The sequence below is a fragment of the Actinoallomurus acanthiterrae genome, assembly GCF_054775715.1.
Window position 1 is genome coordinate 5,470,808 of record NZ_BAAHCO010000001.1, and the last position, 24,527, is coordinate 5,495,334.

At 71.2% G+C, this 24,527-nt stretch carries 19 protein-coding genes and 1 pseudogene; 7 read left to right on the forward strand and 13 right to left on the reverse strand.

All coding sequences use genetic code 11. The annotated features are described in order from the left end of the window. The first annotated feature begins 131 nt into the window (after window positions 1-131). Window positions 132-623, forward strand: a complete 492-nt coding sequence (locus ACYVF7_RS25970; RefSeq protein WP_460345748.1) for a hypothetical protein — start codon at window positions 132-134, stop codon at window positions 621-623. Window positions 624-693: 70 nt separating this feature from the next. Here the strand turns inward: ACYVF7_RS25970 and ACYVF7_RS25975 are convergent, their stop codons facing one another. From ACYVF7_RS25975 to ACYVF7_RS26005, 7 genes and pseudogenes are all read right to left on the reverse strand, one after another. Beyond that, window positions 694-2,025, reverse strand: a complete 1,332-nt coding sequence (locus tag ACYVF7_RS25975; RefSeq protein WP_460345751.1) for a hypothetical protein — start codon at window positions 2,023-2,025, stop codon at window positions 694-696. A 23-nt stretch (window positions 2,026-2,048) separates the two neighbouring features. Further along, window positions 2,049-3,257 carry a S53 family peptidase gene (locus ACYVF7_RS25980; protein ID WP_460345754.1) on the reverse strand — a complete coding sequence of 403 codons (1,209 nt, stop codon included), beginning with the start codon at window positions 3,255-3,257 and terminating at the stop codon, window positions 2,049-2,051. An 11-nt stretch (window positions 3,258-3,268) separates the two neighbouring features. Then, window positions 3,269-5,737 carry a hypothetical protein gene (locus ACYVF7_RS25985; protein WP_460345757.1) on the reverse strand — a complete coding sequence of 823 codons (2,469 nt, stop codon included), beginning with the start codon at window positions 5,735-5,737 and terminating at the stop codon, window positions 3,269-3,271. A gap of 310 nt (window positions 5,738-6,047) precedes the next feature. Then, window positions 6,048-6,842, reverse strand: coding sequence for an NPCBM/NEW2 domain-containing protein (locus ACYVF7_RS25990; protein WP_460358122.1), 795 nt, complete (start codon window positions 6,840-6,842; stop codon window positions 6,048-6,050). Continuing rightward, a pseudogene (locus ACYVF7_RS25995) lies at window positions 6,843-7,672 on the reverse strand (glycoside hydrolase family 27 protein); the annotation flags it as partial. Between the two features lie 35 nt (window positions 7,673-7,707). After that, the gene (locus ACYVF7_RS26000; RefSeq protein WP_460345760.1) at window positions 7,708-10,029 is read right to left on the reverse strand and encodes a ricin-type beta-trefoil lectin domain protein; all 2,322 of its coding nucleotides are present in this window, start codon (window positions 10,027-10,029) and stop codon (window positions 7,708-7,710) included. Between the two features lie 278 nt (window positions 10,030-10,307). Then, window positions 10,308-11,735, reverse strand: a complete 1,428-nt coding sequence (locus ACYVF7_RS26005) for a cellulose binding domain-containing protein (RefSeq protein WP_460345763.1) — start codon at window positions 11,733-11,735, stop codon at window positions 10,308-10,310. A gap of 233 nt (window positions 11,736-11,968) precedes the next feature. Here ACYVF7_RS26005 and ACYVF7_RS26010 point away from each other — a divergent pair, with 233 nt between their 5' ends. Genes ACYVF7_RS26010 through ACYVF7_RS26035 form a run of 6 tightly spaced genes read left to right on the forward strand, consistent with a single transcriptional unit; the run spans window position 11,969 to window position 17,451 of the window. Then, window positions 11,969-13,255: an extracellular solute-binding protein gene (locus ACYVF7_RS26010; RefSeq protein WP_460345766.1), complete on the forward strand. Its 1,287-nt coding sequence runs from the start codon at window positions 11,969-11,971 to the stop codon at window positions 13,253-13,255. A 7-nt stretch (window positions 13,256-13,262) separates the two neighbouring features. Further along, window positions 13,263-14,243 (forward strand): carbohydrate ABC transporter permease, encoded by a 981-nt coding sequence (locus ACYVF7_RS26015; protein WP_460345769.1) that lies wholly within the window; start codon window positions 13,263-13,265, stop codon window positions 14,241-14,243. Window positions 14,244-14,256: 13 nt separating this feature from the next. After that, window positions 14,257-15,093 carry a carbohydrate ABC transporter permease gene (locus ACYVF7_RS26020; RefSeq protein WP_460345772.1) on the forward strand — a complete coding sequence of 279 codons (837 nt, stop codon included), beginning with the start codon at window positions 14,257-14,259 and terminating at the stop codon, window positions 15,091-15,093. Continuing rightward, window positions 15,090-16,709, forward strand: a complete 1,620-nt coding sequence (locus ACYVF7_RS26025) for a beta-N-acetylhexosaminidase (RefSeq protein ID WP_460345775.1) — start codon at window positions 15,090-15,092, stop codon at window positions 16,707-16,709. The genes ACYVF7_RS26020 and ACYVF7_RS26025 overlap by 4 nt, the downstream gene beginning before the upstream one ends. Continuing rightward, complete coding sequence (locus ACYVF7_RS26030) at window positions 16,706-17,179, forward strand: GntR family transcriptional regulator (RefSeq protein WP_460345778.1); 474 nt, start codon at window positions 16,706-16,708, stop codon at window positions 17,177-17,179. The genes ACYVF7_RS26025 and ACYVF7_RS26030 overlap by 4 nt, the downstream gene beginning before the upstream one ends. Then, window positions 17,098-17,451, forward strand: a complete 354-nt coding sequence (locus ACYVF7_RS26035) for a GntR family transcriptional regulator (RefSeq protein WP_460358125.1) — start codon at window positions 17,098-17,100, stop codon at window positions 17,449-17,451. The genes ACYVF7_RS26030 and ACYVF7_RS26035 overlap by 82 nt, the downstream gene beginning before the upstream one ends. 22 nt (window positions 17,452-17,473) lie before the next feature. Here the strand turns inward: ACYVF7_RS26035 and ACYVF7_RS26040 are convergent, their stop codons facing one another. The 6 genes from ACYVF7_RS26040 to ACYVF7_RS26065 form a co-directional block, all read right to left on the reverse strand. Further along, window positions 17,474-18,499 (reverse strand): N-acetylglucosamine kinase, encoded by a 1,026-nt coding sequence (locus ACYVF7_RS26040; protein WP_460345781.1) that lies wholly within the window; start codon window positions 18,497-18,499, stop codon window positions 17,474-17,476. Continuing rightward, window positions 18,492-19,775, reverse strand: a complete 1,284-nt coding sequence (locus tag ACYVF7_RS26045; RefSeq protein WP_460345784.1) for a 6-phospho-beta-glucosidase — start codon at window positions 19,773-19,775, stop codon at window positions 18,492-18,494. Before ACYVF7_RS26045 ends, ACYVF7_RS26040 begins: the two co-directional genes overlap by 8 nt. A 66-nt stretch (window positions 19,776-19,841) precedes the next feature. Next, window positions 19,842-20,711 (reverse strand): carbohydrate ABC transporter permease, encoded by an 870-nt coding sequence (locus ACYVF7_RS26050; RefSeq protein WP_460345786.1) that lies wholly within the window; start codon window positions 20,709-20,711, stop codon window positions 19,842-19,844. Between the two features lie 11 nt (window positions 20,712-20,722). After that, window positions 20,723-21,724: a carbohydrate ABC transporter permease gene (locus ACYVF7_RS26055; protein WP_460345789.1), complete on the reverse strand. Its 1,002-nt coding sequence runs from the start codon at window positions 21,722-21,724 to the stop codon at window positions 20,723-20,725. Between the two features lie 2 nt (window positions 21,725-21,726). After that, a complete protein-coding gene (locus tag ACYVF7_RS26060) occupies window positions 21,727-23,073 on the reverse strand; it encodes an ABC transporter substrate-binding protein (RefSeq protein WP_460345792.1) in 1,347 nt (448 codons plus the stop codon). Window positions 23,074-23,195: 122 nt separating this feature from the next. Then, a complete protein-coding gene (locus ACYVF7_RS26065; protein WP_460345795.1) occupies window positions 23,196-24,404 on the reverse strand; it encodes an ROK family transcriptional regulator in 1,209 nt (402 codons plus the stop codon). Window positions 24,405-24,527: the final 123 nt, after the last annotated feature.

Genomic DNA, 24,527 nt, shown 5'->3' on the forward strand with positions numbered 1-24,527 from the left:
GGCTGTCTGACGGGTCACGACCCTTTCCTATCTCAGGGATTGTCCCGTATGAAGTGATGTGGACAATTGTGGTGACCGTTTTGTCCAGTTACAGTCAGTGGGGGAGTGACATGGGACGACGGATGCGATCGGTGGATCCAGAGTTGGGCCCGGTGGAGCGGTTCGCATGCGAGTTGCGAGCGTTGCGGGCTGAGGCGGGTGACCTGCCGTTCTGGAAGATGGCGCTCTCTTGCGAGGTGTCCAAGAGCGCACTCGCCGCCGCGACGGCCGGCTACCAGTTGCCGACCGAAAGGGTGGTGCGCGAGTTCGTACGGGTCTGTGGCGGCGACTGGACAAAATGGCGGGAACGGTGGCTGCAGACGGCCGCCGAGCTGGACGCGATCGCCGGCGATGGCGCTCCTGATCCCGTCGCGCCCGTCCAGTCGTCGCCGGAGACGGGCGGTGTCCCCGCACCTGCCACGGAGGGGGACCGGCCCGCCGGCCGGAGCCCACGGCGAGAGCCTCCGTGGCGGCGCGTCTGGCCCATCGGCGTGGCGGCGCTCGCCTTCGCGGGCGGATGGCTGCTGCGCACCCGGCTACGCAACCCGCCGGCGACCTTAAGGAGTGTCAACGCCCGGCGGTGAGGTCATGGCCGGCCATGACGGCGGCCCGGCCGGGAGACGTTCCCGGCCGGGCCGTATTCGTCGTCGGTGGTCAGCGCGCCGTCGCGCAGCCGTAGTGGAACAGCTGCGGTGCCGTCGAGGAACCGGCGGCGTTCGGCACCTCCATGCGCCCGGCCGCCCACACGTTCGTGGCGGAACCGGCGGAGACCGACGACAGGGTCGCGGAGTCGGCCGGGGAGCCGCCGGGTGCGGGCACCGCCGTCCACTTCTGCCCGTCCCAGTGCTCGATGAGGTTGGTGCCCCCGTTGCCCGGCGGTGTGGGCCCCTGCTTGTAGGAGCCGACCGCCCAGGCGTCCGAGGCGGAGATCGCGGCCACCGAGGAGAGCGTGCCGACCGGCGAGTCGCCCGGGACGGGCGCCGGAAGGACCGTCCACTTGGCGCCGTCCCAGTGCTCGGTCAGCGGCGCTATGCCGTTCGGGCCCTTCCAGGCACCGACCGCCCACAGGTCGTGGGCGGACGTCGCCGACAAGCTGGAGACGGTCCAGTTGCCGGCGCCGGTGGGCAGGGGCATCGGCACGACGGACCACTTGGCGCCGTCCCAGTGCATCGCGTCCTCGCCGCCCTGGACGCCGGCCGCGAGCCAGATGTCGTTCTTGGCCCGGCCGTACAGCGCGGTCACGACGGGGACGGCCGACGTCTGTGCGAGCGGATAGTCGACATACGTCCAGGACCTACCGTCCCAGTGCTCCACCAGGCTCGGGTGCAGGCCGTTGCCGCCGGTGGGCCGGGCGACACTGATCCAGGCGTCCGTGGCCGAGAACGCGGCGAGGCCGGTCACGGTCCCGCCCGGATCCTGCTGGGCCGGATAGCTCAGCGCCGGGCTGATCGTCCACCGGGTGCCGTCCCAGTGTTCGACCAGCGGGCTGAAGGACGCGCCCAGGTAGTACCCCGCGGCCCACCCGTCATCGGGCGAATCGAACTTCAGGCTGGTCAGCGTCGCCAGACCGGAGCCCGCGTCGATCGGGACGCTGGGGCTGTGGCTGCGCACCCATCTGGTGCCGTCATAGCGCTCAATGTCGGAGATGTTGTTGCCGGACGGATAGGGAGCCTGCGTCCAGGACCGGTCGGTGGCCGCGATCCAGACGCTGCGGCCGGAAAGGACGTCCACCGCGCCGATCGGGGCGCTGGTGTACGACTGACCGGAGTTCGACGAACTCAGGCTGAGCGCCTCGGCGTTGTTCGGCGCCTCGACGGCCGACCAGGTCGCATGGCACGAGCTCGCGGCACTCGCCGTTCGCGACGCGGTGGGCGTGTCCGCCGACACCGCGCCGGCCGGGACGGCGATCAGAGCGACGCCCAGCGACATCGCGGTGATGGCCGACCGCGCCGAGGCCCCGGGTTTCCGCCACGGAAGAATCCTCATGTTGAACATCTTTCGTTCGAGGCCTAGAAGGCGTCTGTGCCGTTGGGGGTGCCGAGTCCGGTCGGGCCGTCGTAGCCGCGTCCGGCCGTGCAGAGGTACGCCGGATAGCAGCCGGCGTTGGTGCCGCTCGTGACGTCGAAGAGCCGCGCGCGGTGGGCGTAGGGGTAGGCCGCGGCGTTCACCGTCGCGGCGTTTCCGGCGAGGGCGTAGACGGCGGCGATGATCGGTGACGACGCGCTCGTTCCGCCCACGGTGACCCACCCGCCGACGCCGTACGTGTCATGGACCGCGACGCCGGTGTAGGGGTCGGCCACGGCGGCCACGTCCGCCACCGTACGGTGCGTGCAGACCTTGTCGGTCTGCCAGGCGGGCTTGGCGATCTGGGTGGAACATCCGCTGCCGGCCCCCGCCCAAGCGGTCTCCTGCCAGCCCCGCGCGTTGTCCGCGGGCCACAGCGTCGTCCCGCCGACCGCGATCACGTGCGCGGACGCGGCCGGATAGCCCACGCCGAGCCCGGAGTCGCCCGATGACGCGGTGATGGCGACGCCCGGGTGGTCGAAGTGGCCCTCCATGTGGGCCACCCCCACGTACTCGGGTTCGCCGTAACTGTTGGAGATGGCGTTCGCGTGCAGCCTGGCGGCGGTGTCCACCGAGGCCCCCAGGCTCTCGTCCTGGTTGTCGTCCGCCTCGACCAGCAGGATGTGGCAGTTCGGGCAGACGGCCGAGGCCATCTGGACGTCCAGCGACTCCTCCAGGGCCCACCCGCTGTCGGGCGAGGGGAGCGGTGTGGCGGCGCCTCGCTGGTTGACCTTGTGGAAGCAGCCGTTGGCCTCCGTACACGGCGGGAGCCCGTACTGTCGGCGGTAGACCGCCAGGTCGGCCTCGGCGTTCGGGTCGTCGAACGCGTCGACGATCGCGATCGTCTGTCCGGCGCCGCCCTTCGCCGCCGACGTGAGACGGTACGCGGCCTGCAGATCAGCGGGCCCGTACCCGGCCGGGCTCGTCGCGGCCAGCGCCGGTCCGGCCGGTCCCGCGGTGCGCACCACCGCCATGCAGCTCGGGTGCCCGGGCGAGGGCGTGCCGCACGCGTTGCGTACGGACGGGGCCGCGGCGCTCGTGTCCGCGGGCCGGGGACCGGTGTCGGCGCGCGTGCTGCCGCCGGCGAGCAGGGCGGCCGCGCAGACGGCCGCGCCCAGCAGGACGCCGCGGCGTGGAGAATGACGTCGGTTCATCGGGGATCTCCTCACCGGCCGTGGGACCGGGCGGTGCCGGCGGACGTGGGCGGCAGCGCGTAGGCGCGGATGATCGTCTGGGACAGCGCACTTCCGGACGCGTCCGTCAACAGGGTGCGGAGTGAGACGTAGCCGGTGGAGGTCCCGCCCGCGGGTGGACCGGCGGGCATCGTCACCGCGAAGCCGCCGTGGTCTGCCCGTACGTCGCTGACCGCGGTCCAGGTCGCTCCGTCGTCGAAGGAGACCTCGACCGCCGCCTTCGTGACCGGCGAGGCGTTCGTCTCGTGCGCCTGGTGGTAGCCGGTGAGCCGGAACGTCTCCGGCCGGTCCGCCGGCGCCCGGCCCGACTGGTCGACGTCGAGGTCGTAGCCCGCGAAGACGAGCGGGAGCAGCGAACACCCGCGGGTGACGTCCGGACCGCAGTAGTCGAACGACGGGAGCCTGTCCGGCCGGTGAGCGCGCCGCGACGCGAACGTCCACACCGACTCCACCGTGGAATCCAGCGGCGACCCGGCCGGGGCGGGATGGGTGACCCAGTCGACCTTGTACGAGGCGCTGCCGGGGAGCATCGGGAAGATGCCGCCGGTGCGCGGCTGTTCCTGCGTCAGCACGCCGTCGCGGTAGAACTTCAGGTCCTCGCCCGCTCTCGGGAGATACGCCCAGTGGCCCGCCGCGTCGCCGTAGTCGGTGACGTCGAAGACCATGTTGTCGTCCTGCCGGCACACCGGGCACAGGAAGCCGTGCCCATCGGCGGCGGCGCTGGGAGCCACCAGCCCGGACTCGGCCGTGGGAGTGGGCACCAGCGGGCCGCGCAGCCAGCTCTCGCTCGTCTGGCGGCCGGGCTCGTACGCGCGGGCGGTGCCGACCACCGACGCCGCGGAGTCGTTGACGTCGTCGAAGACGGCGGGTTGCCAGACCGGAGAACCCGAGCCGCCGAAGTAGTTGGTGCGCGTCCCCGGAAGGGCGAAGTTGTACACGCTGAGGTAGGAGTCGTACGGGCTCCAGGCGTGGTGGGGCGCGAAGAACTCGGCCCCCTGGCCCGGCCGGTCGGCCGTGTAGTTCTCCTGGACCGTGGCGAGATCGCGGGCGCCGAGGTCGTGATCGAGCCGTTTCGGCACGCCGCCGTCGCTCGAGTAGTCCAGGTAGTAGGCGTAGGCGGGATTCGCGCCGAAGCCGCGACTGGGCGGCTCGAGCAGCCACGAATCCGCGAAGTGAAGAGTCCCGACGCCGTGCGCGCCGGTCGGTGTCGCGAAGGTGCGCAGATCCGGGTACTCCTGCCCGGGCCCGAACACCTGCAGCAGCTCGGACCGGCCGAACCCGAGGACGGTGCCCGCGAACTCCCGGCCGTCGGCCCCCTCGCGCGTGTAGCTGAGGCCGACCATCCCCGTCTCGGACGGCCGGGGCGTCTTGATCGTCATCGGTTCGGCGGTGCGCGCGTCGGCGGTCACCGACCGGTCCTTGCGGACATCGACGTCGGGCAGCGCCACGAACGTCGAGGTCTGGTACAGCGACGAGGCGACCGGCGTCCCGACGAACGCCTCGATGCTGTACCGGCCGGCCGGCACGCTCAAGGCGACCGGCTGGTCCGGGCCTGCCCAGCTGACGCTCCAGTAGTGCCGCAGGTCGTCCAGGTTCTGGACGTCGATCCGCGCGTATCCCGGCTGACCGTCCCGCTCGATGGCGTCGATCGTCAGCGTGTACAGCCGGACCCCGCTCGTCGCGGTCTCACCGCCGTCCGGCGTGCCGCCCACCGTCGCCCGTGGTGCGGCCTGGCCGCCCGCCGGCCGCGCGGCGTCACCGGATGCCGGGAGGAACGGTTCCGGCCCGGTCGGCACGGCGAGCGAGACGGCGTTCACGTCGTCCAGGCCACCGGCCTTCCCGGTGACTCTGGCCGGTACGCGTCCTGCGGGGACATGCCGGTCGGCGGCGAACCTGGATGCCAGCGCGGCGCCGAACGCCGTGGCCCGCGACTTGTCGACGCTGCCCGAGGTCGTCCTCCCCTTGATAGGGGTGGCGACTCCCGGCGCGGCGACCGGGTGCCGATCCGCCTTCCAGCCGACCGTGACCGGAATGGCCTTCTGGCGGGCGTCGTCGAAGCCGAGGCGGGTCAGCAGGCTGACGTCGAACAACCGCCGATCGAGCAGCGTTCCCAGGTACGGGCCCGCGTCACGCGGCACCACGTACAGGTCGCCGCTCACGGTGAACGTGTCGACCAGGGGCACGTCGCCCGACGCGCTCGGGCTGACGGAGACCTGCTGCCGACCGGCGGAGCCGCTGACGTGAACGCGTTCACCGGTGATCAGTGTCACGGTCGTTCCGCCGTGCGCGCCCGGGGCTGCGGCGACCTGGGCCGCGGACGCCGGCGGCAGCGCGCTCAGCGGGCCGGCCGGGTCGGCGGGCGCGGTCTTCTTGCCGGAGAGGGCCGCCGCGGAACCACCCCCACATGCCAGGAGCGCCGCCGCGAGCGTGGCGGAGAGCAACCAGCCCCTCTTCCGGCGTCTCGTCGGCCTCGGCGCCGTGCGCCCAGGAGGTTCTGACCAGTGCATGAACGGTGACTCCTTACCGCGCCCGATCGGTGCCCCCGCCCGTCCGGTGGAAAATGATCATCCGCAGCATGTACCGGAGATCCGGCAATTGGAAGATCTTGGTGTGGCGTGGATCTGCCGACGTCGTCTTTCCGCCAAGCGAACAGCGACGTCGCCCCGAGCAGGGCCGACCACCCGCCGGCGAGGCGCGCGCCGGCCCGTGGCCCGGGTCGCAGCCGGGGCACGGGCCGGTGGAGAACGGAGATCAGCAGGTGATGGAGGCGTTGCCCCAGTCGGCGTGGTCGTAGTCGATGCCGTCGCGGGCGTCGGTCACGCGCAGTTCCAGCGTGCGGGTGCCACCGACCGGAGCCGTGAGGCCCGTGGCCGCGCCGTACGACTTGACGTCGGTGTAGGTGATCAGCCGGCCGTCACCGTACACCGCGAAGCGGACGCTGCCCTTGCCGGAGCCGACCTCGGAGTCGATCCCGACGTCCGCCGTGAACCGGCTGCAGGAGCCGCCGAGCCACACATGCACGGCCGAGTCGGCGTGGGCCCCCAGGCCCTTGGCGTACGTCGTCGTGCCGATGGTCAGCGTGTGCCCGTCGCCCGCGGCCTGCTCGCCGTTCGACCGGTCGCGCTCCACCGGGCCCCAGCCATTGCTGCCGGCGAGCCAGGTGAGGTCGCTGACCTGGTACGTGCCGGCGGCGCGCGGGGCCGCCAGGGTCCCGGCCCGGGTGACGCGGTACATCACCACGCCGTGGCTCGGCACGCTCGACGAGATCGTTCCCGACGTGGTCGAGGTGCTTCCACTCCAGAGGTCCTTGAGACCGTACGAGCTGGACCCGCCCAGCCCGAGCTCGGCGGCGCTGGTCGTGATGGTGGCGGCCGATCCGGACCGGTTGAGGAGCACGGTGGTCACCGAGCCGTCCGACATCGGCTTGGCCCATACCTGCAGGCCGCCGCCCAGGTCGCGCATGCGGCGGCCCTGGGAGCCGCCCCAGTCCTGGTCGACGGCGACGACGTCGGGGTTGGTGATGATGGTCTTGGTGGCGGTGCTCATCGAGCGCAGGTCGTTGCCGAGGATCAGCGGGGCGTTGAGCAGCGCCCAGAGGGAGAAATGCGCGCGGTACTCGGTGTCGGTCATGCCGCCGTTGCCGACCTCGAGCATGTCCGGGTCGTTCCAGGCGCTGGGGTGCGAGAAGAGCTCCAGCCCGGCCTGCTGGTCCAGCAGGGAGGTCACGCTGGACCACGAGTCGCTGATGTCGCCGGTCGTCCGCCACAGGCTGCCGCCGCTGTCCGGGCCGAACACCCAGGGCGACTCCTCTCCCCAGTCGCACAGGCTGTAGACGATCGGCCGGCCGGTGGCCTTCAGCGCGTCGCCCATCGTCTTGTAGCGCTGGGCGGCGGGCCGGCCCTGGTTGTTGCAGTTGTCGTACTTGAGATAGTCGACGCCCCAGGCGGCGAAGCTGTTCGCGTCGGTCGTCTCGTGGTCGAGGCTTCCCGGCCGGCGCAGGTGGCCGTGCCGGCGGACTCGTAGACGCCGAGCTTGAGGCCCTTGCCGTGGACGTAGTCGGCGACGGCCTTGATCCCGGACGGGAAGCGGGTCGGGTCGGCCTGGAGATGCCCACTGGAGTCGCGGCTCGAGGCCATCCAGCAGTCGTCGATGTTGACGTACTTGTAGCCGACCTTGTCCAGGCCGTTCGCGACCATGGCGTCGGCGACGCCCTTGATCAGGGACTCGCTGATGTTGCAGCCGAAGTGGTTCCAGCTGTTCCAGCCCATCGGCGGCGTGAGGGTGGGCGTCACGGGAGTGGCCGCCCGGGCGGGAGGACCGAACAGGCAGGCCGCGGCGACGGCCGGCACGACGAGGGCATGAAGAATCCGACGCATGGCAGGGGCTCCAGGGGGTGGCGAGGGAATCGGGGCTAGCTGATCGAGAGGTTGTCGAACTGGTCGGTCTGGTAGCCCGCGACGCCGAAGCCGACCTGCCCGGAGGCGTACGTGCCGTCGGTGACGGTCCCCAGGGTGGCGCCGTCCAGCTTCGCGGTGATGGTGCTGCCCTGCATGCTGAGCGCCAGCGTGTGCCAGCGGCCGAGGCCGAGGGCGGTGGTCGTACCGTTCGCCAGGGTCGTGAGGGTGCCGCCGGTGTCGCGCTTGCCGAGCGTCCACGAGCCGCCGTCGCCCACGCGGAACTCGTATCCGGACTGCCGATCCTGGGGACGGGACTGGGCGCCCGCCCGGCCGACCAGCTTGACCGTTCCGGCCTGTTGCAGGTCGACGTCGACCGAGGCCGTGTAGTTCGTCCAGGCGGTGTCACCGACGAGGGCGTACGCGTCACTGTCCCCCTGCCACTCGATGGGCTTGACCGGGGCGACCTGTTGCAGGCAGTTGCCGCCGCGTCCGTTCAGGCAGGCGCGTACCTCGAACGCGCCCTGCATGTCGGACACGTACTTGGCCTCGGAACCGGACCCGTACGTGTCGAAGCCGTCGCGGTAGGGGAGGGCGAGGCCGTGCTGGGCGGGGCCCGCGGCGGTGCCCTTGGCCTGTCCGGTCGTGGTGGTGAGCGAGTAGATGGAACCGGGCTGCAGGGTGAGCTTGTAGCCGCCGCCGGACGGCGTGATGTCGGGCTGCCTGATGAAGTAGTCGCCCGAGTTCAGGTTCGTCGCCCACACGTGGACGGTGCCGGTGGACAGGCCGCCCGTGACGTTGACGTTGAGGGTGTGGGCGGTGCCCGCGCCGGCCGTCTCGACGATCGTGCTGTAGTCGGTGCCGTTCTTCAGCGTGACGTAACTGCCGTTGGAGCGGGCGCCGCCGAGGTATCCGCTCGCGGAGTCGATGAACCGCCAGCCGGGTTTGACGAACTGGGTGACCTGCGCCATCGCCCAGGTCTCCTTGCCGAGCCGGTAGGAGCCGGACCAGGGGGACGGCGCGACCGCGAGTCCGACGGTCGCGTAGGGCAGGTTGGGCGTGAGGGCGGCGATCACCGGCCAGTTGAGGTAGGCGGTCATCCTGCCGTCGATGTAGCCCCTGGTGATGGAGCGGATCAGCGCGGCGGCGCCGCCGTCGATGTCGAGGGAGCCGTTCTCGCTCGCCCACAACTGCTTGCCGGTGGCGAGCGCGTTCGCGGTCGAGTTGCAGGTCGTCGAGTCGGAGAGGTAGCCGCACGGATAGTGGACGCCCACGATGTCGACGGCGGCGTTGAACGCCGGGTCCTTCACCATGTCGTCGGCGACGCTCCAGCCGGTGTCGTCACCGACGACCTTGACGTTGCCGTATCCGCGGGCGGCGAGGGCCTGGTGGAGGTTCTCGTACCAGGTCTTGTCGTGGCCCTTCTCGTTGCGGCCGCCGAGGTAGTCGACGGTGAGGCCGTGGCTCTTCGCGCAGTCCAGCCAGGAGATCAGGTAGTCGATCGCGTCCTGCGACCACCAGTTGCCGCCGCCGATCCAGCCCGGCCCGGCCCACGCCAGCCCGTACAGCTTGATGTCGGGATTACGGGCCTTGGCCTGCTCACCCAGCCAGAACTCGTACCCGGCGTTGCAGTTCACCGTCCCGCGGGTGTGCTCGATGCTGGGCTCCGCGCCGTCGGTGGAGTTGGCGTCGCCGCCCACCTCCAGCTTGAGCAGCTGGACGTTCGCGCCGTAGTCGGGCTTGAACAGGTAGTCCAGGATCTGGGAGCGCTGCGGCTCCGGATAGTCGATCAGCAGCCGGCTGTTGCCGCCTCCGCCGCTGATCGCGCCGACGCCGTCGAAGACCCTTCCGTCACCGGTGCCGTTGATCGTGAGGCTGGTCGACGTGCTCGGCGGAATCCATCGCTGGTTGTTGTCACCGGGCGTCTTGCACGTCCAGAGCTGGACGATCGTGCCGTCCGCCGTGCCGTCCGCGTCGGCGTCCAGGCACTTGCCCGACTGGGTGCCGACGACGGTCTGGTCTGCGCCGAGGTTCCACTTCTGGTTCGTGCCGCCGTCGCACGTCCAGATGACGGCCTTCGTGCCGTCGGAGGTGCCCTGCCCGGACGCGTCGAGGCACTTGGTCGCCCCGCCGATCGTCACGCGCAGTTCGTTCGCGGACGTCGACGTCCACTGCTGGTTGGCGCCTCCGTTGCAGGTCCAGAGCTCCACCTGCGTCCCGTCGGTACTGGTGTTACCGGTAACATCCAGGCACTTTCCCGAGACCGGATTCAGCAGCTGGCTGTTCGTGACGGCCGCCTCGGCGCGCCCCACGCCGAGGAGAAGCACGCCGATCAGCACGAGAACGGTGGACAGGGCGAGAGAGGGACGGCTCCCTTTTCCTAACACGGCGCGCGGGGGAGCGGGCCGGCGCTTGCGGCCGACAGGGCGGAGGTGCGAAGAATTCGACGCATGGCGGGGCTCCAGGAGGTGAGCGAACGCGTTCGAATTTCGTGGCTGTCCTGGTTGTACCTGTTTGGCTGTGTTCGGACAAGGTGGAATTTGTGGCCGATTGCGGCCCGGTGCCGCGAACGTGCCGCGTCTCCACGCGGTGACGCGGCACGTCGGAAGCGGAGAGGTCAGGAGGTGCCGGGGACGGTGTCGGTGAAGGTCGTCCCGGCCGAGCGCAGGCCGGAGACCTGTGCGTCCACCTGCGCGGGCGTGAGGGCCTTGCCGCCGGCGAAGTAGACCCAGTCCATCTGCTCGCGCCACGTACGCGGCGTGCTGCTGCCGAGCAGCTCGCCGCTGATGAACCACTGGTTGAAGTCGATGGTCATGGCCTTGCGCGGGTAGTACTTGCCGCTGGTGGAGTAGTAGGGCGCGCCGTCGATGTAGTAGGTGACCGTGCCGCCCGCGACCGTCATGACCAGCGTGTGCCAGCCCTGAAGGCTGCGCAGCTCGCTGTGGTAGTCGTTGTCCTTGGACCAGGGGTCGTTGGTGTAGGTGTACCAGGTCGTGGCGTACATGCGGGGGCCGTCGTCGCCCCACCCGCCGTTGGGCAGGTACTCGAAGTCCAGTTCGCTGTAGGTGGGATCGTTGTCGCGGTCGAGCGGCGAGATCGTGTAGTAGGTCTGCACGACGTGATCGCCGTCAGGCCCGGAGACCGGGGCGTCCGTGAGGTAGACGCGGGCCGCGTAGGTGCCTTCGAAGAACTTGCGCTGGGTGGTGTCGACCTCGGCCTGGACGGTGCCCCCGGCGGTGCCGTCCGTCCTGGCGTCCAGCTGCATGAGCCTGTTGCCGGACGCGGCGGGGTCCGCGGGGAAGCTGACGGCGCCGGCCGACCAGGTGGCTCCGGGGACGCCGGGGCCGCCCGACGAGGTGCGGACCGACCAGCCGTGCGCGCCCAGCGCCGGGTCGGACGGTCCGCTGTAGTCGAAATCGTCGAAGAGCACGCCGCTGCCGCTCGGCGGGTTCGTCGGAGGGGTCGTGGGCGGGGTGTCGCCGGACGGCGGGACGCCCCACACGAGGGTCGCGTCCTGGTAGGCGGCGACCTTGTTCCAGGTGGTGTAGGCGCTCTGCGGGGCGAACGAGTAGTCGTCGCCCTGGTCGACCGGCTGCCAGTCGGACCGCCACAGCCGTAGCTGGATGTCGCCGGTGTCGGCGCCGGGCGCCAGGGTGCCGCCGGTGAAGGAGATCTGCAGGTAGCGGTCGGCCGTCGCGCTGGGCGCGGCCAGTTGGCCGACCGTGCCGTTGATCTTTCCGCAGCCGAGCACGGCCCAGGCGCACGCGAACCGGTAGGAGGCGCCGTCGGCCGTGAAGTAGTAGCGCAGCGTGACATGCGACAGGTCCACGGCCGAGGACGAGGTGTTGGTGATCTTGAACCAGGGCTCTGCCTCGTCCGCGGTCGTACCGGTGGTCCCGGCGCGGTACTGCACGGACAGGGCGGCGGACTCGGCGCGGCCGGCGCCCATCACGGCCAGCGCCGCGCCGCTGCAGCCGAGTGCCGTGGCGGCGGCGGCCAGGCCGCGCCACAGCGTACGGCGAGGTCCGGGGCGGGGGTGGGACATCGCGTTTCCCTTCAGGACGGGGACTGATCCCGAAACGGTCACTCAGCCTTACCAGTGGTCAGTTCCAGGCGGTTGTCCGACAAGGTGAACCGCTCTGAAGCTGGTGTCAAGTCCCAATATCCATCATCGCTGTCGGCCGTCTTGGCGATGGATATTGACTTACCAGTGGTCAGGTGTAACGGTCTGCGCAACGCCCTGTGAGGGGCTCGGGGGTGCGACGCGGGAGGAAGACCATGCGGACAACGCGGTTGGCCGTCGCCCTGGCCATGGTGGCGTTCATCGGAACGGCGTGTGGCGGAGGCGGCGGTAACGACGAGGCGCGGCGGCACTCCGGGGACCGGACGCTGACGGTCTGGCTGATGGACGGCGATCTGACCGACGCGACCGTCGCCGCCATCGGCCGCCGGTTCGAGCAGGCCACAGGCGCCAAGGTCCGGGTGCAGATCCAGCAGTGGGACAACATCAACACCAAGATCAGTACGGCGCTGTCCCAGGACGACCCGCCGGACGTGCTCGACCTCGGCAACACCGATGTGCCGCTGTTCGCCGCCAACGGCGGCCTCGCCGACCTGACCGCGCACCGGAGCGAACTGTCGGGTGGGCTGCACTGGCTGCCGGGCCTGGCGGGCCCCGCCACGATCGACGGCAGGCTGTACGCGGCGCCGCTGTTCGCGGGCAACCGTGCGGTCGTCTACAACAAGAGGCTGTGGGCCAAGGCGGGCATCACCCGGCCGCCGGCGTCGTTCCCCGAGCTCACCGCCGACCTCGACAGGCTGCGCAAGGCCCACCCCGCCCCCGACTTCTCGCCCTTCTACCTGCCGGGCCGCTACTGGCACGCCGCCCTGCAGTTCGTGTGGGACGCCGGCGGACAGATCGCCGACAAGAACGGCGGCAAATGGGCCGGGACCCTGGAGTCACCGCAGGCGCAACAGGGGCTGCAGACCTGGAAGAGCTTCCAGAACACCTACTCGGCCCCCGCGTCGCGCAACGTCGACAACCTCGAACCCGACCAGCGGGCGGTGTTCGCCGATGGGAAGGCGGGCGCGATCCTCGACACGACCATCGCGCAGATCGAGAAGGTCAAGCCGTCCATCAAGGGTGACATCGGCACCTTCCCCTTCCCGAGCCGGATCGCGGGCCGTACCCAGCCGGTCTTCCTCGGCGGGTCCGACCTGGCCGTCGCCGCCCGAAGCCGGCACCGCGACCTCGCCGTGGCCTACCTGAAGACCGCCGCCGGCCAGGACGTGCAGAAGAACCAGATCGTCGGGGTGGACGGCTGGACGCCGGTCTCCACCGAGCTGATCGACCAGACGCTGCCGACCCGGCCTCCGACGGCGGCGGCCTTCCTCACCGCCGCCCGGACGAGCGTCGCGACCCCGGCGACACCGGGATGGACGACCGTGGAGTCGGACAAGTCCATCAACGCCTTCTTCGCCGACATCGCCACCGGCCGCAGGACCGTGCCCGACGCCGCGAGAACGTTCGACGCCCACCTGAGCCAGGCCCTGGGCGGCCGGTGATCGCGGAATGAACGCCGTGAGAACCCGTGCCGGGCGGGCGGCCCTGCCCGCCGAGCCGGTCTCGGCAGGGCCGCGCCCCGCGCGGCGGCGGAGTCTTCGCCGCGGCGACGCGGCGCTCCCGTACGCGCTGCTGGCGCCAGCCGCGCTGCTGTTCGCCGCCATCCTCGGCTACCCCCTGGTCCGGCTGCTGGTCATCTCCGGACAGGAGTACGGGCTGCGGTCGTTGTTCACCGGCCGCACCCGGTGGATCGGATGGGCCAACTACGCGTCCATCCTGCGTGACGACCGGCTGCCGGCCGTGCTGGGCCGCACGCTGGCGCTGTGCGGGGCGCTCGTGGCCGGCACCCTGGTGATCGGTCTTCTGGTGGCGCTGCTGATGACCCGGCTGGGCCCGCGCATGCGCACCACGGTGACCCTGGTCCTGATCACCGCCTGGGCGATGCCCGCGGTCGCGGCCACCCTGGTCTGGCAGTGGCTGTTCCAGCCGCTGTACGGGGTGGTGAACTGGTCGATCACCCGCCTCGGCGCCGGCGACATGACGCAGTACGACTGGACGGGCCGCCCGTGGTCCGCGTGGGTGCTGGTGTGGACGCTCGTGGTCTGGCAGTCGGTGCCGTTCGTCGCGTTGACGATGTACGCCGGGCTCAGCCAGATCCCGGCCGATTACTACGAGGCCGCCGCGATCGACGGCGCGGGCCCGCTGGCCCGGTTCCGCGCGATCACGCTGCCGTTCCTGCGGCCGATCCTGCTGCTGGTGACGGTCCTGTCGATCGTCTGGGACTTCAACGTGTTCAACCAGATCTGGATCCTCACCCAGGGCGGCCCCGGCTCGTCGACCACGACCCTGGGCATCTGGGCGTTCGCTCGCGCGTTCAGCGCCGGGTCGTTCGGTGAGGGCGCCGCCATCGCCGTGGTCGCGGTGCTGGTGCTGATGCTCATCACCGCCGGACACGTTCGCCGGCTCGCGCGGAGCGGAGAAGCGACATGACCGGAGGACGCCCGTGAACCCTCCCCGTACGCGCGCCGCCCGGGCCGCGCTCAACGCCGCCGCGACGCTGTTCTGCCTGGTCTGGGCCTTCCCCGTCTACTGGATGGTGACCACGGCGTTCAAACCGGCCGGCGACATCCTCACCTCGCGGCCCACGTGGGCGCCGTGGCCGCCGACCCTGCACAACTTCGTCGACGCCGTCGGCCGCCCGCACTTCCTGGCCTACCTGAGCAACAGCCTCGCCGTCGCGGCGGCGGTGGTGGGGCTGTCGATCGTCGTGGCCTTCCTGGCGGCCGTCGCGCTGACCCGGTTCCGGTTCGCGGGTCGCCGCACGTTCCTGGTGACGGTGCTGGCGGTGACCATGGTGCCGCAGCCCGCGCTGCTGATCCCGCTGTTCCTGAGCCTGCGCAGCCTGGACATGCTCAACAGCCTGATCGGGCTCACCCTCACCTACGTGGCCTTCGTGCTGCCGTTCACGATCTGGACGCTGCGCGGCTTCCTGCTCGGCGTCCCGGTCGAACTCGAGGAGGCCGCGTTGGTCGACGGCGCGAACCGGGCCACCGTGATCCGCCGCGTCCTGCTGCCGCTGGTGCTGCCCGGCGTGATCGCCACCAGCGTGTTCGCGTTCATCACCGCGTGGAACGACTACATCTTCGCCTACGTGCTGATGAAGGACCAGGCCAAGTACACCCTGCCGGTCTGGCTCGTGTCGTTCAGCACCCACACCGGCACCGACTACGGCGGGCTGATCGCCGGCTCGACCCTGTTCGCGCTGCCGGTCGTGGCCTTCTTCATGGTGCTGCAGCGCCGGCTGGTCGCCGGCATGACCTCGGGCGCGGTGAAGGGATGACCCGGCCGAGACACCGGCCCGGGAACCTCCACACGGAAGGGCTCACCGTGATCATCCCCCGTCCCACCCGGTTCGCCCGCCGTCCCGGCTGGTTCACGCTGCCCGCCGTGCCGCACGTGTCGGCCGGTCCCGGGGCCGAGCCCGCCGCCGAACTGCTCACCGGGTACCTGGGCCCGGACCGTCCGCGCGGCGGCGAGGGGCCGGTCATCCGGCTGGAGCTGGATCCGGGCGCGGCGGAGTCCGCGCCCGAAGGCTACGACCTGACGATCACGCCTGAGCGCGTGGACCTGCGCGCGCCGGCGCTCGCGGGCCTGCGCCACGGGGTGCAGACGCTGCGGCAGCTGCTGCCTCCGGAGACGATGGACCCGGCGACCGCCCCCGCCGACGCCTGGCGCTGGCCGTGCGTGACGGTCACCGACCGGCCCCGGCTGCCCTGGCGCGGCATGATGCTCGACGTCGCCCGGCACTACCTGCCCACCGGATACCTGTTCGACTTCGTCGACCAGCTCGCGCTGCACAAACTGAACGTGCTGCACCTGCACCTGACCGACGACCAGGGCTGGCGGATGGAGATCGGCGGACTGCCCCGGCTGACCGAGATCGGGGCATGGCGCGCCGAGTCGATGGTGGGTCCCGCGGGCGGCGACCGGTTCGACGGCCGTCCGCACGGCGGCTTCTACTCCCGGCGCGACCTGCGCCGGCTCGTCGCGTACGCGGCGGCGCGCGGCGTCACGGTCGTCCCGGAGATCGAGATGCCGGGGCACGCCCGGGCGGCCCTGGCCGCCTATCCCGAGCTGGGCAACCTGCCCGGGCGTACGCTGCCGGTCTGGACGAGCTGGGGCGTCAGCGAGGACATCCTCGGCGTGCACGACGCCGCGTTGGAGTTCTGCCGCCGCGTGCTGGCCGAGGTGACCGACGTGTTCCCCTCGCCGTACGTCCATGTCGGCGGTGACGAGTGCCCGACGGTGCAGTGGGAGCGAAGCCCCGCAGCCCGTCGGCGGGCCGCGGAGGAGGGCCTGGCCGGCCCGCGCGAACTGCGCGCCTGGTTCCTCGGCCGGATGCGCGACTTCCTGGCCGGCCGCGGGCGGGTCGCGGTGTGCTGGGACGAGAACGGCCGGTCGGCCGGGGAACCGCCGCCCGGCATGGTGCTGACCGCCTGGCGCGAACCGGTGCACGGCGCGGAGGCGGTCGAGCGCGGCCACCAGGTCGTGATGGGCCCCCACCAGGCGACCTACTTCGACTACCCCCAGAGCGACCGGCCGGACGAGCCGCAGGGGCAGCCCGGCCGGATCGTCACCCTCGCCGACGTGTACCACTACGACCCCCTGGCAGGGGGACTGCCGGTCGCCGATCCGGACCGGCCGGGCACACCAGGGGTGCTGGGCACGCAGGGGCACGTGTGGACCGAGTTCGCCCCGACCCCCGGGCATGTGGCCTACCTGGCCTATCCGCGCATGTGCGCGCTGGCCGAGGTCGCGTGGTGCGCCGGGCCGCGCGATTTCGCCGACTTCCGCCGACGGCTGGCCGCGCACACCCGGCGCCTGGCCGCCCCCGGCACACCCGCGGACGGCCGGTCCCCGACGCCGCGCGCCACCACTGGGACCATAGACGGGTGAGCGCACGCACCCCCAGTACCGCCGGGCGGGTCGGCACGGCCAAGCGCGATCGGGTCCGCCGCCACCTGCTCGACCTCATCGAGAACTCCGGCCCGGGCACCGGCCTGCCGTCCGAACGCGACCTGGCCGAGCAACTGGGGGTGTCCCGGCCCACCGTGCGCGCGGCGATCGAGGAGCTCACCCGCACCGGCCTGCTGACACGCCAGCACGGCCGGGGCACCTTCACCAGCCCGCACAAGGTCACCCAGGAGCTGTCCGGCTCGACCAACGCCTTCGGTGTGCCGCCCGCCGAAGGGCAGTGGACCAGCCGGGTGACCGAGTTCGCCACCGCGCCGGCGGGCGTGCCACGCGCCGGCTGGAGATCGACGCCCACGCCTCGGTCCTGCGCATCACCCGGATCCGCCTCGTGGACGGCGATCCCATCGCCATCGAGCGGCTGGAACTGCCCGCCGCGCTGGTGCCCGGCCTGACCCCGGCCGACATGGAGTCCGGCAACTTCTACCGGCTGCTTCGCGAAAGGTATGAGATCGCCGTCGTGGAGGCGGTGCAGACCATCGAGCCGACCGTGACCAACCCCGAGCAGGCGGACCTGCTGGACGTCCCGGTCTACGCGCCGGCCCTGCAGTTCGAGCGCACCACCCGGGACCACACCGGCCGGGTGGTGGAGTTCGCCCGCTCGGTGTACCGGGGCGACCGCTACCGCATCACGTCCAAGCTGCGCTTCGACCCCAGCTCCGGCTGAGGTGGCCTCCGCGCCGGTCTCATCAGGTGGGGCAGGGGCGGGCCTTTCCGTTCGCCGAGGCCGGCACCCGCGGCCCGGTGAACGCCTCGTGGAGGCGGAGCCAGGCGGAGTCCGGGGCGTGCGCCTCCGTCAGCGCCTCGCGGACCGCGCCGGCCACCGGCGGCACGTCGAGCACGTGCGGCCGGGCAAGCGGGGCGACCTCGTGGAGCCGCCGGCGAATGTGGTCGTGCAGGAGGACCTGGTCGTTCTGCAGCGTTCCGCCGCCGAGCACCACCGGTGTCGGGGTGCTCAGCAGGTCGAGCCGGCGCAGCAGCGCGGTCACCATCGTGACGATCTCGTCGCCGAGACGCGTCACGATCCCCCGCGCCACCGCGTCGCCGCCGTCGGCGGCGGCGGCGAACACCAGCGGCGCGAGGGCGAGCAGTTCCATGGCGGAGATCTTTCCGGCGGTGACGGCCAGGGCGACGGCCTCCACGGTCGGCAGCCCGAAACGGCCCGGAAGGACCTCCCGGAGCGCGGTCGCGGGACCGCGCCCGTCACCGGCGCGCACCGCCGCGCCCAAGGCCGCTCGCGCGACGCCCATGCCGCCGCCCCAGTCGCCGGTGATGTCGCCGAGCGACAGGAAGCGGGCCGACCGTCCGTCCGGGTGGACCCCGACGGCGTTGATGCCGGCGCCGGACACCACGGCCACGCCCCAGCCCTCCGGCGCACCGGCCCGAAGGATGGCGAGCGTGTCGTTCCGGACGAGGATCCGCTCGGCCACGCCCAGCTGTGACAACTGCCGCAGCGCCTCCTGCTCGTCGTCCGGAACGTCCACATTGGCCAGGAAGTACGCGCCGACCGTGACGGCAGCGGTTTCCGGCAGACCGGCCTCGGACAGTCCCCGGCGCGTCAGGTCGGCGAGCTGTCCGCCGGTGACCGCCATGCCGTCGGTGTGCGGGCGCGTGCCGGTCCCGCGCACCCAGGCCAGCAGCCGCCCGTCGGTGTCCGCGAGCACGAGGTCGGTCTTGGAGTTCCCGCCGTCGACGCCGACCACGAGGTCAGCCATTGACAGACTCCTCGGGGAAGAACCGTGGCAGGTACGAACGGTTGGCGTCCAGGATCGCGTCCGACATCGGCGCCGCGAGGTCCCACTGACGGACCAGCGGGTTGGCGAGCAGCGCCCGCCGGGCCACCGACCGGTCGCCGGTCAGCGCGGCCTCGATCGTGAGGGTCTCGTACGCCGTGACGGCCTGGACGAGTCCGAGCATCTCGGGCGGCAGCGGTGGCACCGCGACCGGGCGTGGACCGGCGGTGTCGACGTGCGCGGGCACCTCGACGACGGCCTCGTCGGGCAGGCCCTCCAGCACTCCGTCGTTGCGCACGTCCACGTAGTGGTGCGCGCCGTCGCCGGTGAGCAGGCTGGTCACCAGGGCCGCCGCGGCCTCGCTGTAGTACGCGCCGCCCCGGCGTTCGAGGATCTCGGGCTTGTGGTCCAGCTCCGGGTCCTCGTAGAGGGCGAGCAGCTCCCGCTCGATGGCCTGGACCTGCTCGGCCCGGTGCGACCCCGCCCGTTGCCCGGCCAGCTCGTGGTCGGTGCAGTAGAAGTAGTGCAGGTAATAGGACGGGATCGCCTTCAGGTCGCGCAGCAGCCCGGCGGGCAGGCGCACCTCCTCGGCGATCTCTGCGAGCGCGTCGCCGGACAGCAGCCCGGGCAGCCGGTCCTCGCCGTCCACGGTGATCGAGCGGATCCACGACAGGTGGTTGAGACCGGCGTGGCCGAGCCGGACCCGGTCGGCGTCGACGCCGAACCGGTCCGCCATGCTCCGCTGGAACTTGATCGCCACGTTGCACAGGCCGACCGCCCGGTGCCCGGCGTCCAGCAGCGCCCTGGTGACGATGCCGACCGGGTTGGTGAAGTCGACAATCCACGCGTCCGGCTCGGCCCGGTGGCGCACCTCCGTCGCGATGTCGAGCACGAGCGGCACCGTGCGCAGCGCCTTGGCGAAGCCGCCCGGGCCCGTGGTCTCCTGGCCGATCAGACCGAACTTGTTCGGCAGCGTCTCGTCCGTCAGCCTGGCCGCCTGGCCGCCGACGCGCAGCTGGATCAGCACCGCGGCCGCCCCGTCCACGGCCTGGGCGAGGTCGGTCGTGGTGGTCAGCCGGCCGGGGAAGGCGTGCCGGGCGAGGATCCGCCCCGCCAGGCCGCCGACGACGCGGAGCCGCTCGGGGTCGACGTCGTGCAGGACCAGCTCGTCGACCGCGAGCACGCCGGCGCGCCGGGCGAAGCCCTCCACGAGCTCGGGCGTGTACGTGCTGCCACCGCCGACAACGGTGATCTTCACTCTTACTCCAAAAAGTTCGCTCGGGACGGTCCGCCGTGGCGGCGGCCGTCACCTCTCAATGCCGGGTCAGCCCTTGATGCCGGTCAGCGCGATGCCCTCGACGAACACCTTCTGCGCCAGGAAGAACAGCACCAGGACGGGCAGCAGGAACATCAGCGACGCCGCCATCTGCAGCTGGTACGCGTTCTGGTGCCCGCTCTTGGCGAGCTGGGTGAGGGCGACCGCGAGGGTCTGGCCGCTCTGGCTGTTACCGGTGTAGAGCAGGGGGTTGTAGAAGTCGTTCCAGGCGTACAGGAACGAGAAGAGCCCCACGGCGGCGATCGCCGGCTTGGTCATGGGGATCATCACCCGCAGGAGGATGCGCAGCTCGCCCGCGCCGTCGACCCGCGCCGCCTCGGTCAGCTCGCCGGGGATCGTGCGGAAGAACTGGCGCAGCAGGAAGATGCTGAACGCGTCGCCGAAGAACGACGGGACGATCAGCGGCTTGAGCGTGCCCACCCATCCGATGTGCGAGTAGAAGACGTACAGCGGCAGGCTGGTCACCTGCGCGGGCAGCATCATCGCGGCCAGCACCACCAGGAAGAACGCCTCCCGGCCCCGCCAGCGCAGCCGGGCCAGCGCGTACGCCACGGGCACCGATGAGACGACCGTGCCGACCGTGGACAGCCCGGCGTACAGGATCGTGTTGAGCAGGTCGCGGCCGAACGGCATGGCGCTGAAGACCCGCCGGAAGTTGCCGAAGTCCCAGGGCGACGGCCACAGCGACCCGGTGCCCGCCTGGTCCTGCGTCATGAACGCGGTGAGCATGCTGATCATCAACGGCAGCAGGAAGCAGAGCGCGACCGCGACGGCCGGCGCGTGCTCGGCCAGCCGGTACAGCAGGCGACGCCCGATCGGTGGCCTGGGGCGGCCGAGCGCGGCCCGGCGCCCCGTCATGCCCGCGGCGGTCACCGGTCACCGCCCGAGTAGTGCACGAAGCGGCGGGAGGCTCGGATGAACACCACGGTGGCGGCGAAGATGGCCAGGAAGAGCAGCCATGCCATCGCCGACGCGTACCCGGTCTTGAAGTACGAGAAGCCCTGCTGGTAGAGCTCCGTGGAGTAGAACAGCAGCGACCTGGCCGGGTAGCCGATCAGCTCGTTGCTGGACGCCTCGACGTTCGCGGAGCCGGAGACGACGAACGCCTCGGTGAAGTACTGGAACGCGTAGATCATCCCGGTGAGCAGTGAGAAGTAGATCACCGGGGAGAGCGCCGGCAGCGTGATGCTGCGGAACTTCCGGATCGGGCCCGCGCCGTCCAGGTCGGCCGCCTCGTACAGCTCGCGCGGCACGTCCAGCATGGCGGCCGAGAAGATCACCATCGTGTTGCCGGCCGCCCAGAGCGCCATCAGCACGAGACTCGGCTTGGACCAGGCGGGGTCGGAGAACCACCCGGGCTCGCCGATGCCGAGCAGGCCCAGCAGCTTGTTGAGCGGCCCGACCGGGTTGAGCAGCACGATGAACGACAGCGCGGCGGCCACCGGCGGCACCATGTGGGGCAGGAAGAAGACCGTGCGGTAGACGTTCCGGCCGCGCTTCACCCGGGTGATCAGCCAGGCGGTGAGCATGGCCCAGGCGGTGCGCAGCGGCACCATGATCACGACCATCCACACGGTGTTGCGCACCGCGATCCAGAAGTTGTCGGACTGGGTGAACAGGGTCCGGTAGTTGTCGAGCCCGACGAACCGCACGGGCCGGTACGAGCCGGCCTGGAAGTTGGTCAGCGAGTAGTACAGCGTCGCGACCACGGGATACAGCACGAAGGTCGCGAGCCCGATCACGAACGGCGACAGGAAGGCCAGCACGACCCACCAGCGGGTCTTGCTCGGATGGCGGCGGCGCTCACCCCGGGCGGGGCGCCGCGGCGCCCCGCTCACGGTGCCGGCGCCACGAGCGACGGTGGTGGTCATCCCTAGTTCCCCGCCTGCGCGTTCGAGTTGTCGATCTTCTTGGCGATCCCGGCGAGACCAGAGGGCAGGTTCGCCACCTTGCCCTGCTCGTACTGGAGCAGGAACTCCCGCCACGTGTCCATGTCCTCTTCACCGGCCGGGGTGAGCGTCTTGTAGTACGAGCCGGGGTTCTTGAACATGTCGACCAGCGGCTTCCAGTGCGGGTCGTTCGCCTTGTCCCAGCTCTGCAGCGACGCGAACGTGCTCGGGATGTTCGACACGGTGTCGGCCAGGGTGTTCAGGAACGTCGTGTCGGTGGTGAGCTGCTGTAGGGCGAAGAAGCCCTCCTGCTTGTGCTTGGAACCGGAGGGAAGGTACGCGACGGTGCCCAGAGTGTCGCCCGCGCCGTACGCGCCCGACGCCGCGTCCAGCATCGGCATCGGCGCGATCCCGTAGTCGAGGCCCTTCTTCGCCGCGTCGATCTCGCCGATGTGCCACTCGCCGTCGAACTCCATCGCCGCCGCGCCGGTCAGGAAGGGGTTGCTCGTGTCGTCGGCGTGCGGCTGGTACCGGCCGACGAACTTCTGCACGTTCCCCGGCCCGTACGAGTCGCCGAGGTTCTTGTCCCACTGCAGCAGTTGCTGCCACTTCGGGTCTGCGGCGAACGTCGCCTTCCCGTCGGCGCCGTAGAACTTCGTGCCGCTCTGCACGCCGGTGTAGATGTACCGGTTGGCGTTGTAGTCGGACCGGGAGACGAACCCGTACGTCTTGACGGAGCCGTCCGGGTTCTTCACCGTGAGCTTCTTCGCGTCGGTGGCCAGCTCCGACAGCGTCTTCGGCGGCGTGGTGATGCCGGCCGCCGCGAACATCTTCTTGTTGTAGTACAGCCCGAACGCGTCGGTGAGCAGCGGCAGCGCGCACTGCTTGTCCTGGTACTTCGTGTACACCAGCGTCGCGGCCGGGAACGTCGCGGTGGTGTTCACCTTCGCCGACGACAGGTACGGGCCGAGGTCGGCGACCGTGCCGTTGGCGCAGAACTTGCCGACGTTGTCCGGCGCCGACGCGACGAAGACGTCCGGCGGATCACCGGCGGCGACCGCCTTGGCGAACGCCGCGTCGTCCTTGTTGGGCACGAACTTCACGGTCAGCCACGGGTACTTCGCGTGCAGGCGGTTCAGCGCCGCGGTGAACGCCGCCACCTCGTTGGGCAGGTGGTTGAACGTCCACACGCTGATCGTGGTCGGGGCGTGCGAGGCGCCCGCCGAGATCGCGGTGGTCGGCTCCGACGACGCGGGCCCGCTGGATGTGCAGCCGGCCAGCAACAGTGCGGCAGCCGTGCCCGCCACGGCCCCGGTGGTAAATTTGAACACTGATCGTCCTTCCTCGGTAATGGCATTCGCTGGGTGACGGGTCGGTCATCGCTCCGGGCGCTGCAACGCCCAGGCGTCTCTGGTGGCGGCGCCGTCCGGCAAGACGGCGCCGCCGCGGCACGTCAGGACAAGGTCAGGGGCGCCTCCATCGGGCCACTCGGAGCGGTGGCGGCCGCGTAGGTCGACTCGCGGGCCAGATCCGACGCCATCGTCGTGGCGCCGATGAGCTCCGCGCCCGGTCCGAGGTCGGACGCGACGATCCGCGGCTGGAAGATACTGAAGTCCTCGAGGTGCCGGGCGACCGGCGCGAGCAGCAGATCGCCGTTGCCGCCGATGGCGCCGCCCAGCACGACCAGGGCCGGATCGATCAGCGGCACCACGCAGGCGATGACGTACGCGATGCTGCGGGCGGTGTCGTCCACGATCCCCGCCGCGGTCGGGTCGCCGCCGCGGGCCAGCTCGAAGACCGTGCGCGGGGTGCCGTCACCGGGCAGTCCCAGGCGGCGTGCCTCGGCGCTGATGTACCGCGCGCCGATGTAGTCCTGCACGAGGTCCCGGCGCTGCCCGGGCGGCGCGATCATCCGATGGCCGGGCAGGTAGCCCGCCTCGCCCGCCACACCGGCCGCCCCTCGCCGGACGCGGCCGTCGACCACCATGCCCAGCCCGAGGCCGACGCCCAGGCTGACCAGGACGAAGTCGTCGACCTCGGCCCCGTGTCCCTGCCTGCGCTCGGCGAGCGCCGCGAGGTTCACGTCGTTCTCCAGGATCAGCGGCGCCGGGATGACGCGGCCGAACGCCGGGCCGAGCCCGCGTCCCGAGTCGGGCAGGCCCTCGGCGTACGACAGGGCGCGGCCGTCGGGCCCGACGACGGCCGGCACGCCCATCACGACCTGGCCGACGGCCTCCAGCGCGATGCCCATCCGGCCGGCGAGGTCCTCGCACATCGCCAGGACCCGCTCGATGAGCGCGTCCCGGTCCGAAGGGCTCTCCTGCTCGGCCCGCGCCCGTACGCTCCCGGTGACGTCGGCGATCGCGGCACGGATCTTCTTGTGCCCGATGTCCACGCCGATCGCGAAAGCGCAGTCGGCGTTGACCTCGTACAACGCGGGCGCCGGCCCCTTACGGCCCGTCTCCGGGCCCACTTCACTGATCACGCCGCGCTCGAGCAGCAGGCTCACCGCGGCGGCCACCGTCGGCCGGGACAGGTCGATCCGGCCCGCCAGGTCGGTGGTGGTGATCGGGTGACCGGCCCGGTGGATCGCCTCCAGGACCGCACGCCCGTTGAGCAGACGCAGCAGGCGTTGCGGTCCTGCTGGATACCGTTGGGCCACCTGGACACCCCTCCCTCAACTGGGCGAACTTGTTAGAAAGAAAGTTGTTTACTTATACGCGCACACACCACCGTGAATCAACCCCTTGCCGCTCCCTGCTCGGCAGGTCCCTTGCCGCAGTGC